This window comes from Pseudanabaena sp. SR411, assembly GCF_002251945.1.
In the GTDB taxonomy this organism is placed as follows: Bacteria; Cyanobacteriota; Cyanobacteriia; order Pseudanabaenales; family Pseudanabaenaceae; genus Pseudanabaena.
The window spans coordinates 1-12,620 of record NZ_NDHW01000096.1 but is presented as its reverse complement, the minus strand read 5'-3'; the positions used below and the strand labels follow the sequence as shown (position 1 = coordinate 12,620).

Sequence of the window (12,620 nt, the reverse complement as noted above, 5' to 3'; positions counted from 1 at the left end):
GCTGGGAAGTCTGGGAATCGCKTACCAAAACCTCGGCAAATATGACAAAGCGATCGAGTTCCATCTGCAATACTTAGCGATCACGAGGGAAATCAAAGACCGTAATGGTGAGGGCAAGGCTCTACATAACGTAGCCACTGCCTATGGAAAACTAAATCGCGATCGCGAAGCGATGATTTCCTATCAGCAAGCATTGAACATTGCTAGAGAAATCGGCGATAGAAATGTCGAAGGTTATGCTCTCGCAAATCTAGGAGGTGTATTATCCAAAGCCAAACGCCCCGAACTAGCCATTCTCTTTTACAAACAATCAATCAACGTCCGCGAAGCGATCCGTAAAGACATTAGTAAACTCGATAAAGATATCCAAAGATCCTATTTAGAAACCGTCTCTAGCAGCTATAAACGCCTCGCCGACCTACTGATTCAGCAAGATCGCATTATGGAAGCCCTACAAGTCCTCGATCTCCTCAAAGTCCAAGAACTCGAAGACTATTTCAAAAATATTAAAGGCAGCGATAGATCGGCTCAAGGTGTCCGACTTTTAGATCCAGAGAAAGCTATGAGCGGAAAGCTTGGAGCTATTAGCTTTGAGAATAGTCCTGAAATTAACAGCCAACTTGCCAATCAAATCCAACAACTTCCCAAATCAGAAATCAACAAAGTACCTGACTATCTCCAAAAAATCCCTCAAGGAACAGTCTTACTTTATCCCTTGATTTTAAGCGACAGACTCGAAATCATCCTCTTCTCACCCAACACCACCCCCATCAGCCGCACCGTCAAAATCTCACAAAAAGAACTAGAAACCCTAGTGATTGATTTTAAAGCTGCACTCCTTGACCCTAGCAACGAAGATGCCAAAGAGACTGCGACAACACTCTACAAATTGCTGATTAAACCCATCGAAGTTGAACTTGTCCAAGCCAAAGCCACAACAATCCTCTATGCACCCGATGGACAACTGCGATACATTCCCATCGCCGCACTCTATGACGGGAAACAATGGCTAGCAGAAAAATATCAAATTAGTAACCTCATCGCTTACAGCCTCTTTGATTTTGCATCAAATCCCAAAACTCAACCCAACATCCTCGCAGGAGCATTTGGTGGTAAAGCTGGCGATAAAAAGTTTGGACAAGATGGTTTACCTGCCACACTTACAGAAGTTCAAGCGATCGCAAATTCTTTTCAAAACTCAGTTACCTTAATCGAAGAAAACTTTAGTCGCCAAGCGATCGAATCCAAATTCAAAAATCATAATCTTCTCCATCTCGCTACCCATGCCGAATTTAACAAAGGTACTCCCGATCAGTCCTTCATTATCTTTGGCAATGGCGACAAAATCTTTCTCAATGAGATTGCTGATTGGCAGATTCCGAATATCGATTTGATTGTCCTTAGTGCCTGTCAGACAGGCTTAGGCGACCTCGGTGATGGGGTAGAAATTTTAGGATTTGGCTATCAAGTCCAAAAAGCAGGAGCCAAAAATGCGATCGCCTCACTCTGGAAAGTTAATGACATCGGTACACAGGCTCTGATGGCAGCATTTTATAGGGAGTTACAAAAAGGTGATGTCACGGTTACTGAAGCATTACAACGAGCACAAGTTTCTCTAATTAAATCATCGGAATTTAATCATCCAAATTATTGGTCAGCATTTTTTGCGATCGGTAATGGGCTATAAGAAAACATCTAAAAATTGTTGCAAATTCTGTAACCGATATATAAATCGTTTAACTTTGATCGTAATCTAATGAAAATCTAACCTTAAAACTTAGAGATAAGGCTATGCAAGTCAAAACATGGAAAGTTTTAATCGGATTTGTGCTTGGGATCGCGATCGCCTCTTTATGCGGGATCATGCTTCAGGCTCCATCGGAGGCACAATCACTGGATGCGCTACTGACGCAGGAGGAGATCGCTCCTGTACAGATCAATCAATCGCAAACCCTTAACACAAATCCCAACGGCTTTGTTCCTAGACTATTGCGCCAATCGGAGCAGCCCAGTTCTAATCGTGGTGTAATTGGGGCTGATCAGCGCCAACCCATGATGAGCCGAGATTACCCTTGGTCTACCGTGGGTAAGGTGGTAGGACTGACGGAGAAAAATGAAAAATATGCTTGCACAGGAACCTTGATTGGAGACTACCATGTGTTAACCAATTCTCACTGTGTTTACGATCGGGGCAAGTTAGCCAAGAAAATGATCTTTTTACCCAACTTGATCAATGGAAGGTTACGGAAAAAGACAGACTATGCAGTGGTAAAAGAAGTTTTTGCAGGAACTAAGAATTCAGAAAACAACTCAGCAGACGATTGGGCGATCTTGTTACTGAACAAGCCTTTGGGTGAGAAATATGGATTTCTGAAGTGGAAATCACTTTCTTTTTCAGTGTTGCAAGACTACAAAAAGAAACTATTCGTGACAGGCTATTCAGTCGATTATCCTGATCCGAAACGCTATGCAGACTTGCAAGCAGGTAAAGGAGAGACGGCTGGTGTTCATATTGGCTGTAGTGTAGTCGGTGAATTGGATGGTATGTTTGTGCATGATTGCGACACCAACTCTGGGGCTTCTGGTTCCGCACTGATTGGTAAGATTGATGGTGCTTATCATATTGTCGGACTCCATGCGGCAGGGCTGAAGTCTCGGACGGGTAAAGGACTTGAAAACTATGCAGTACAGATTAGCAGGATTGAAGCGGAGATAAAGAAAAGGACAGGTAATTAGCCCTGTCTACAAGTGCTAGAGATACTTGTGGGCTAACCCAAAAACTTCTCGGTACAACGAGCAAAAATCTCTACCCCAGTCGCGAGAACCGTCTCATCGAAATTGAAGCGAGGATGGTGGTGAGGATAAGCTAAACCCTTATCAGGATTTGCAGAACCAAGAAAGAAATAGCAACCAGCAACAGCTTCTAAAAAGAAAGAGACATCTTCACCGCCCATCGTTTGACATTCAGGAACGATTCCTGCGGGAGTTTCGATGACGGTTTCGGCAACAGAGCGAACTAACTCAGCGATCGCATAATCATTGATCACAGGTGGATAGAGCTTGGTGTAGTCCAACTCATAGGAAGCACCATGAGCCGCACAAACACCAGCGATCGCCTCTTCCAAACGTAATACTAACTTTGCACCAACTTCAGGATTAAAAAACCTCACAGTGCCACTAATCATTGCGGAATCAGCAATAATATTTGTGGCGGAACCTGCGTGAAATTCGCCGATGCTAATAACAGCAGATTCGAGAGGGCTAACATTGCGGGAAACGATGCTATGAATGGTATTTACCACTTGAGCCGCGACTAAAATCGAATCAATAGTTTGATGGGGAAGTGCGCCATGTCCACCCCGTCCCATAATTTTGCAATAGAAGTATTCCGTTGCAGCCATCAATGCGCCACTTCGCACACCGACCGTACCAAGTGGCAAATTATTCCATAGGTGCAAACCTATCACAGCATCAACTTTAGGGTTTTCTAACACCCCTGCCTCGATCATTGGTTTTGCGCCCCCCGGTCCCTCTTCGGCTGGCTGGAAAATAATTTTCACCATGCCACTAAAATCGTCACGATGTTCCCAGAGATATTTTGCCGTACCCAAGGCGATCGCTGTATGTCCATCATGACCGCAAGCGTGCATCAGCCCATCAATTTGTGATTTATAACTAATGATATTTTCTTCATGAATTGGTAGTGCATCCATATCAGCACGGATCGCGAGGACTTTGTTATTTCCTTGTTTCTTACCTGCGATCGTTGCCAAGATACCTGTTTTGGCGATACCTGTTTGATGAGGAATCCCCCAAGCCGTCAATTTTTCAGCGATCGCATTAGCCGTGCGCTTTTCTTTAAACCCAAGCTCAGGAAAGCGATGAAAGTCTCGCCGCCATTGCACGAGACTAGGTTGCAGATCGAGGATATCGGCACGAATCTTGAAGTTAGTATGGGTGGGCGAGGCGGTGGTCGCAAAAGTCATGAGATTGTTATATTGAAATTGCAGAGACTACTAATTTCAATATAACAATCAAATCCAAGGAAAGGGGGGGAATCTCAGCGTCGTCCATTTCCTTGGAAGGAGATTTGTTTCAAGGCTTTTTGCAAGTGGGAATGGAAGTAGTCTGCTCATTTGTGAGAGATTCGTCAAGGCATAGCACCTGTGTGAAACTCACTTCTAAGTCTTGCTCATCTAATTTGAGAGAGCGTCCTTCTAAATCCTCTCGACTAGGATATACACCTCCAAATCCACCTGCAACTTTATTGGTAAGTGTGAAAGTAGCAGGCTTAAATCCTGTTGCTGTTGCTGTAACTTCGTAACTGCCTGGAATTCCATTGGCGGTAAATGTTGGAGCTAAGGCAATGCCAAGATTATTAGTGAGGATATTGGTATTTCCTGCAAATACTCCATTGGCACTACTAGACGATGGAGTAAAGGTGACGAGAATATTTGGTGCAGGAATTGGGCTATTCACGAAGTTTTCGGTGACTTGTACGCCTAGCAGTTGAGGAAAACTGGTGTTGATGTTGGTACTCTGGGGTGTGGTGTTGGCGAGAGGTGTGAGGCTAAAACCTTGAGATTCAAATGCACCAATATCGACAACGCCACCAAAAATACGGGTTGCACCGCGTTGATCGTTACCTACTGGGGCATTAGCATTATTACCAGCATTTAGGGCTGGGCTATTGGGTAGGAGGGCGTGGGTTTGGGTTAAGCTGCCATTGTTGGCAAGGGGTGCAAGTTGGGGATTGAGGCGGTTGGCGGCTGTGCCAACTAGAGTGCTGACGGTAAAGTTTGCGCTACCAGTTGTATCGCCGATCAAGTTGTTACCACTATCAATAAATATGCCACTAACGTCAGGATTTTTTACTCCTAATCCTGCATTGTTAGGAGTGTCAAAGTTGCCTGCAATAATCGAGTTCCTGATAGTAACTGCGCCGCCGCCGTTCAAAATCCCGCCCCCATTGCCTGAGTTATTGTTATCGGCATCGGCAGTATTGTTTGTGATTGTGCTGTTAGCGATCGTCGTAATAGTACCTACGTTAAAAATCCCACCACCATCATTATTCGCCTTATTCCCCGACACAGTCACATTTGTGAGGGTTATGCCTCCAAAGCTATAAATGCCACCACCATCATTAGCAGTATTCCCTGACACTGTACTATTGGTGAATACTATGGGACCACCGTTGCTATAGATCCCACCACCAGTAGTGCCAGAAGTATTACCAGACAAAGTACTGTTAATGACATTCATAGTCCCACCTCCCAAGGCGTAAACGCCACCAGCTCTTTGACCAGCCGTATTGCTTGATACAGTGCTGTTGTTGAGAGTTACATTTCCACTTACGCTATTAATCCCACCACCTCTATTACTAGTAGAATTATTGCTAACAGTACTGTTGATGAGAGTCACGGTTCCATTGCTGATAAAAATGCCACCACCACCATTAAAACCAGGACTATTAGCAGCAGTATTACCTGACACACTGGTGTTATTGATAGTCAAGTTCCCATTGCTAAAAATACCGCCTCCACTATTATTAGTTGCTGTATTACCAGACACAGTACTATTGGTAACGGTCAAGGTTCCAGTTCCATTGTTGTTTATTCCACCACCATCGCCTGTTACTCTTCCATTAATAATCCTTAAACTATCAAACGTGGTATTGCCATTACCAGTGATATCAAACACTCGCACTGCATTGTTGCCACTCACCGTAACATTGCTGGCTCCAAATGCACCACTGATGGTCAGACCTCCAGTAGTGGTATTAATCGCCAAAGTTGATGCTAAGGTAATCGCAGCTTGAGCGCCATTAAACACATTCGGGTCAAACCGAATGTCATCAGCACCCGCTAGAGCATTAGCATCAAGAATTGCTTGTCTCAAAGATCCTGTTCCAGAATCATTAATATTTGTAGTCGTAAATGTGACAAGTCTACCGTTATAACGATTCTGAGCTTCAGAACTAAACACCACTCCTGTATTCAGTTTCCCAGTCTGATACTCTAGATTCCAGTTACCACCAAGATTACTACTACCTGTGAGGTCTGTCGAAGCCGCGACATCATGACCTGTATAGTTCTTCACCGCCTGAACCAGCGCCGCCCCATTCTCTCCACTCGCCAAATTACAAGCATAGAGCAAGATATTCGCCGCTGGAGATAGAGCCGTTTTCCATGCTTGGAGATCATTGGCATATTTAGCAATATTCTCAGTACTGACAAAATCCTTGCCCAGCCAGAAATTACCTACATCCCCTTCAGATACAATGTGCAAACTATTTGCACCCGTCACACTAGCCAAAGTTGCTGTGACTTGAGCAATCCCATACTGATCAGGATTAATCACCGTGACACTGCTACCGCCCTTAGTGCCATCCAGTAAGGTTTGATAATTCTTAACGGTGCTGTCGATGAACACAAAATTCCAACCCTGTTGGATATTAGTGGCATTCAAAGAAGCTTGAGTGGTGTCGTAACGGTTGGCAAGGACATTGATATTTGCCGCATTGAGATTACCCGTAGCGATCGCCTCTCCCGCTTTTGTCGGTGCAGTGATTCCTGACCCAGACAGTAACTTAGGTAAATCAATTCCTGTGATTGGTTTGGTATTTTCTAATTCTTGCTGAGAAGCGATCGGTAGATCGAAACTGAGAACCCCACCTTCAGGCGTAATCCGCACATACTTGCCATCAGGAACAGCCACGATATTGATTGTGCCGTTAGCTGTTGCGATCGCTCCTGTATTGATAACTATCCCCCCAATTAGGGAAATACTCTTTCCTTGTGAAACATTCAGATTTCCTTGATTGAGAATTACACCTGAAGTTTGACTTTGGTTATTGGCAATAGCAGAACTGGTAAAAGCAAATGCATTGGGAGTGCCAGTGAGATTTTGGAGATCACTGGCACTGGTATTCATACCAAACCAACCATTCCCAATCTGAATCCCACTTGCGGTAGTAGCTGTAAAGGATGCTGGTACATTTAAACTCGCATTATTCCCAAAGATTATCCCTGCAGGATTCATGATGTACAGATTGGAATTACCGCCTGTCAGTTGAATGAGTCCATTGATGACCGAAGGATCACCTCCAACTACTCGTCCAAGAATATTTTGAATGTTTGTTTGACTCAGAAAATTAGCTATTTGTCCTTGATTCAAGCCAAATTGTTGAAAGCTATGGAATAGATTTGAGCCAGCTTGGGTTCCTCCTGTTATGTCAAATCTCTGTCCATTAGGCAGAACGACGGTATTTGTACCATCTTGGGTGGCAGTGATGGGAATCGATTGGGCAGTGACTGGGACTGTCAGCAATAGGGCTGGAGATAGGGCGATCACGGTTGTCCAAAATATACCTAAAGCTGACTTCATACTAATCTCCAGTAACTACTAAATCAAAATTTATCATGCCTTAGAATTTAATTTACATTATTAATCTCTACTTATTAAGTTTATTAAGTCGATCTATCGATAGCCTTAATAAAATTTATTTTACTCAATTTACATAGCTAAATATTTAATCAATATTAGGACTTATGCAGAAGAACAAAATATAGAGGTAATTCATGAATTACTCCTATAAAATAACGTCAACCTTTATTCATTTTTGCGTAATTTCTAAGTAAGAAAGATTAATTAAATATAGTATGTGTTAGTGCAACATAAACCATCCTAATATTTAATTTCAAAAACCTACTTATGTATATGCTAAAATCTCCAATGTCAGTGAGGAAGACAATAATTATGATCATAAAAAATGCAAGAATAGAAGTCAAAGCAATGTCTTACAAAGTGACATTAGGTATTTCTACGCTTATATTGACAGGCACAAATTACCCATTAACAGTTAAGGCTAATCCCGTCTCCTCAGAATTAATGCCTTCACTATCAAACAATATTACTCCTACAAAAGAATTAGCTTCTTCTCCTCTGACTTCTTCTTCTCAAGTAATTTTATCGCCGTCAGAGATAGAGGTAAAAAATTCTAATTTAAACCATGTAACTCCTCATTTTTCTACGCTTTCTCCAATTTCCCAAAACCAGATTGCTCAAACAATTCTGATCACAAAAATTGAAGTTACTGGTAGCACCGTTTTTGATGCTGACAAACTCGATCCTATCCTTAAGCCTCTCGAAGGTAAGGAAGTTAATGAAGAGCAATTAACGGCTGCCGCCAATGTCATTACACAGCTTTATGTTAGTAATGGCTATGTCACTTCGCAAGCAATATATACCCCTCAAAGCGTGGTTGATGGCATTGCTAAGATTCAGGTATTAGAAGGGAAAATTGAAAGAATCGACATTTTAGGTGTTAATGCAGTCAATCCTGACTATGTGCGATCGCGAACTGAACTAGGAATTGGCACTCCTCTCAACGCCAACAACCTAGAAGATCAATTGCGTCTCCTGCGGGCTGACCCCAATTTCACGAGCGTAGAGGCTAGCCTCAAAGCAGGTAGTCAAGCTGGTTTGAGTATTCTCACGATTACCATTGTCGAAGCAAATCAACTTTCAGGTTCTGTCAGTTTTGATAACTTCTCTCCACCTGCGGTTGGTTCGGAACGCATAGGTGCGGGACTAAATTACCGCAATCTGTTCGGATTGGGAGATGTATTTACCGCCAATTATTACCGAACCACCACAGGCGGCTCTAACCAATATGATTTTGGTTTTAGCATTCCCGTCAACCCGATGAATGGAAATGTCTCACTTCGATTTGCACCCAGCAACTATCGCATTACCCAGTCCCCATTTGATGTCTTCAATATTCGCGGCAACAATGAAGTTTACGCCGCTACATATCGTCAGCCCTTAATTCGCAATCCTCGTGAAGAATTTGCGCTGTCTCTAGGCTATGAATATCAAAGAGGTCAAACATTCCTATTTAACGATCTGGCTGTGCCATTTGGGATTGGCTCCGAAGCCGATGGGACTAGTCGCACCAGTGTATTTAAATTTGGACAAGACTATACTAGTCGAGATACTGAAGGAGTGTGGTCATTGCGATCGCAGTTTAGTCTTGGGACAGGACTATTTGGTGCAACTTTTGTTACCAATCCTAGTGCAGCTTTCCTTAGCTGGTTAGGACAGATTCAACGAGTTCAGGTTCTTGGCACTGACACAATTTTGATTGGATCGTTAGATACTCAACTCTCGGCTGATCCACTTCTGCCATCGCAGCAGTTTGTGATTGGAGGAGGGCAATCGGTGCGGGGATTCCGTCAAAATGCGCGTTCAGGTGATAACGGTATCCGCCTTTCTTTGGAGAGCCGATTTGTGGCGGCGCGAAATGAAGAAGGTCGCACAATTCTCCAGTTAGCTCCTTTTGTCGATCTCGGTACAGTTTGGAACAACTCCAGAAACCTTAACATGCTACCCAATCAGAACTTTTTAGCAGGTGGTGGGTTAGGGATTATATTTGAGCCAATTAAACGGCTCAACTTGCGTCTAGATTATGCAATTCCCTTTGTGAACCTCAGCGATCGCGGCTCTAATTTACAAGAATCATCACTGTATTTCAGCATCGGCTACCAATTTTAAAAATAAAAAGGTGTCTTAATCCAAAAAATGATAAGGCGGCAAAGCATTACTCCATGAGATCTGCCAATGGGAATGCTGCTCTTCCCACGATCGCAAGGCTACTTGCAAATACTCGACCTGCGATCGCGGCAATAATGCATAAACACGAACGTCTTCAGAACCTTGAGTTTCTACATGCTGAAATTCAGGTTTATAGAGCTCAGGATTTAAGCTGTCAGTAATCGTCTGGCGATAATCGAGAACTTCCTGTTGTAACTGCGATCGCCATTGTTCCTGTTGCAAATATTGCGATCGCTTAGCTAGGAGATAATCCTTACCTTTGAGGTTTGTAGCAGCTTCCGCTTTGGGGGCGATCGCTGAACCAGTAATTAGAAATTCGGCATAGCCATCTAGTCTATCCAAACTAGCTAATAATCTTTCACCCTCTTCTTGTAAATAAGTTTCTAAGGCACTAATAGATACAAACGCCGTTCCAAAACGCAAAGGCAAAAGCGTGCGCTCATCAAATAATTCACAAATTAGGCGATCGTGTTGAATAATGACTTGCATCAAAGATTGCTCAGGCAAAAGCTTCAACGCCTCAATATCGATGTCTGGCTCGATCGCCGCAATTAGGCGATCACATTGCAAATATTGAATAGGCTTGCCCGTAATTCCCAACGGTCGCGCATCTGGTGCTGGCGGAAGCAAAATCGCAAAAGTATAAAGCATTTTTTCCCTTTTCCTTTTTCCTTTTTCCTTGGACAAAGGTTATCTTCTGAGCTTAATTTGTTTGGGAACTTTGATTTCATGGGTCTTATGGAAGTCATCTTGCACTTTTGCGGTCAAGCTTTTAGAGACACGCTGCACAATGAATCCCAACACACTATCACCTGTTTTCTGAATCATATCCTTGGCTAGTTGCTGAATGAAGGCAGGAAAATGTAGGGAAACCGTAAGATGTAAATCCCACTCGACACTAGTGATTACTGGCTCATAACCAAGCTTTTCCCCTGCTCTCAGTTCCAAAGCCTTCTCTGCCAAACGCATCTCCGCTTGGAAATCCACTTCATAACCCTGCGGTGCTTGCTCAGGAATGGGAATCGTCACAATCCGATAAACACAATTTTGATCGGGGGGCAGCAAATTTAGCCCCACTCTGGCATCAACCTGAAAACCCAAGGCTCCCACTTTGCCTATACCCATTGCATAGCCCGTTTCTCCAATTGGATCAGCTTTAAAAGGGTGAGCGCACCGCCGAAACCATCCCTGATGAGCGTCAAAATATTTCATCACAGTGGTTTTATCAGACAACAGTTCCATGTTGCCAATGTAATGATTATGAAAATGTTGGAAATCGTCGTTTACGTCAGTGGCTTTAGCTAAGTTTTGTCCTTGCTCAGTCTCATCGTCAGGATCTTGAAGATCAAACTGCGAATCATCAGTATTGCCATATTCAGCCAGCATGGCGGCTTCCTGTTCGGCTGTTAACACAAACTCAGAGTCCTCTTCCCCTGTTGACTCGGAAATGAAATCTTGATTTGCAGGCGATCGCATTGGTTCTTGCTGCATGACGGATATCCTAAAATTGCTGATGCGCTAGTTGTTAACTATTTCCATCATAATAGTCTTAGAAGTTCGATTAGGGAAAGCATATGGCTCCGCGTACAGCAGTGATGGAAGCCGTCGAAAAGCTCAACTATCGGGTCACGATAGGTGATGTGGCGGCACAGTCTGGACTTGATCTCAATACAGCACAACGCGAAGTGCTGGCGCTTGCCTCGGAAACTGGTGGCAATCTCCAAGTTGCTGAGTCGGGCGAGATTGCCTACAAATTTGCACCAAATTTCCGTCAAGTCCTTGTCAGTCGTTCATTTTGGCTACAGGTCAAAGAATGGCTTAAGGGTGCTTGGAAATGGGTGTTTTACGCGATCCGTATTTCCTTTGGCATTTTGCTGATTGTATCGATTTTGATCGTAGTACTGGGCATTATTGCCGCGACGATCGCCATCCAAAGTCAAGGACGCAGTGACAATGATCGCGATGATCGCCGTAGCGATAATCGCGGCGGTGGCGGTGGATTTATTTGGCTCGGCGGCTGGGGTAATCCTTTCGGCAACCCATTTATCATGTTTGATCCTTACTACTACGAGCCAGAACAGGTTCGTAAACGCGATCCCAATGACATGGGCTTTTTAGAAAGCGTATTTTCATTTTTATTTGGTGATGGTAACCCTAACTCTGACCTCGAAGAACGCCGTTGGCGAGAGATTGCGACCATGATTCGCAGTAATAATGGTGTGGTTATCGCCGAACAAATTGCACCCTACCTTGATGAAACTAGCCGCCTAGAGGGTGATGAATATTTTGTGATTCCCGTACTATCAAAATTTAACGGGTTTCCCGAAGTCAGCGATGCAGGAACCCTTGCCTATAAGTTTCCTGAATTGCAAAAAGTTGCCTCTGAGCGCAAAGCCAAAACTACCAGTTCTTATTTGCAAGAAAAACTCTGGAAATTTAGCCAAGCTCCTCAAGGCAAAATTGCTTTATCTATTGGCTTAGGCATTTTTTATCTAGTTGCCTCACTATATTTGGGCAGCTTGATCAATGATCCACGACTTGCCAAGTCTCTTGTCGGGTTTTTAGGATTTATCAACGCTGCTTACGGTTTCCTGTTGGGCTATGCGGTGCTATTCCTATCTACACCTGCGGTACGCTATTTTGTCTTGCAATATCTGAATAAAGGTATAGGCGATCGCAACCAAAAACGCGCCGCCCGTGCTGAGCAATTAAAAAATGCATCATCAACTCTGCGCGAAAAGCTAAATTTTGCGCGTACTTTTGCGATGAAGCAAGAGGCGATCGATCAAAATAATCTTGCCTACACCACTGAGCAAGATTTGGCGGATCAAGAATATGCAAAAATGCTCAAGGAAAACAAAGGTCTGTAGATTTTTGGCTTTAAGCGATCGCTGTTTTATAGCTTGATGCTAAGGCGATCGCTTTTGGCATTTATCTAAACCTACATTCCGCTCGTAATGGAAGGGTAAAATAATTACCGAAAATCAAAATCATCGAAAATCAAA

At 43.5% G+C, this 12,620-nt stretch carries 8 protein-coding genes; 4 read left to right on the top strand and 4 right to left on the bottom strand.

Annotation, left to right across the window (positions count from 1 at the left end; translation table 11 throughout):
• A partial coding sequence (locus B9G53_RS09605) for a CHAT domain-containing protein (RefSeq protein WP_094531576.1) occupies positions 1 to 1,687 on the top strand: 1,687 nt, incomplete at its 5' end.
• A gap of 104 nt (positions 1,688 to 1,791) precedes the next feature.
• Positions 1,792 to 2,736 carry a serine protease gene (locus B9G53_RS09600; protein ID WP_094531574.1) on the top strand — a complete coding sequence of 315 codons (945 nt, stop codon included), beginning with the start codon at positions 1,792 to 1,794 and terminating at the stop codon, positions 2,734 to 2,736.
• A 32-nt stretch (positions 2,737 to 2,768) separates the two neighbouring features.
• Here the strand turns inward: B9G53_RS09600 and B9G53_RS09595 are convergent, their stop codons facing one another.
• Both B9G53_RS09595 and B9G53_RS09590 read right to left on the bottom strand, forming a co-directional pair.
• Complete coding sequence (locus B9G53_RS09595) at positions 2,769 to 3,986, bottom strand: M20 family metallopeptidase (RefSeq protein WP_094531572.1); 1,218 nt, start codon at positions 3,984 to 3,986, stop codon at positions 2,769 to 2,771.
• Between the two features lie 109 nt (positions 3,987 to 4,095).
• Positions 4,096 to 7,386, bottom strand: coding sequence for a DUF4347 domain-containing protein (locus tag B9G53_RS09590; RefSeq protein WP_094531570.1), 3,291 nt, complete (start codon positions 7,384 to 7,386; stop codon positions 4,096 to 4,098).
• A gap of 372 nt (positions 7,387 to 7,758) precedes the next feature.
• On the opposite strand from B9G53_RS09590, the gene B9G53_RS09585 reads away from it, so the two are divergent.
• Positions 7,759 to 9,555 carry a ShlB/FhaC/HecB family hemolysin secretion/activation protein gene (locus B9G53_RS09585; protein ID WP_254923608.1) on the top strand — a complete coding sequence of 599 codons (1,797 nt, stop codon included), beginning with the start codon at positions 7,759 to 7,761 and terminating at the stop codon, positions 9,553 to 9,555.
• Positions 9,556 to 9,570: 15 nt separating this feature from the next.
• On the opposite strand, the gene B9G53_RS09580 is transcribed toward B9G53_RS09585, so the two are convergent.
• Both B9G53_RS09580 and B9G53_RS09575 read right to left on the bottom strand, forming a co-directional pair.
• Entirely contained in the window at positions 9,571 to 10,266 is a 696-nt protein-coding gene (locus B9G53_RS09580) for a GvpL/GvpF family gas vesicle protein (protein WP_094531568.1), read from the bottom strand.
• 39 nt (positions 10,267 to 10,305) lie between these two features.
• Positions 10,306 to 11,106 (bottom strand): DUF1997 domain-containing protein, encoded by an 801-nt coding sequence (locus B9G53_RS09575; protein ID WP_094531566.1) that lies wholly within the window; start codon positions 11,104 to 11,106, stop codon positions 10,306 to 10,308.
• A gap of 83 nt (positions 11,107 to 11,189) precedes the next feature.
• On the opposite strand from B9G53_RS09575, the gene B9G53_RS09570 reads away from it, so the two are divergent.
• A complete protein-coding gene (locus B9G53_RS09570) occupies positions 11,190 to 12,485 on the top strand; it encodes a hypothetical protein (protein ID WP_094531564.1) in 1,296 nt (431 codons plus the stop codon).
• Positions 12,486 to 12,620 lie beyond the last annotated feature (135 nt).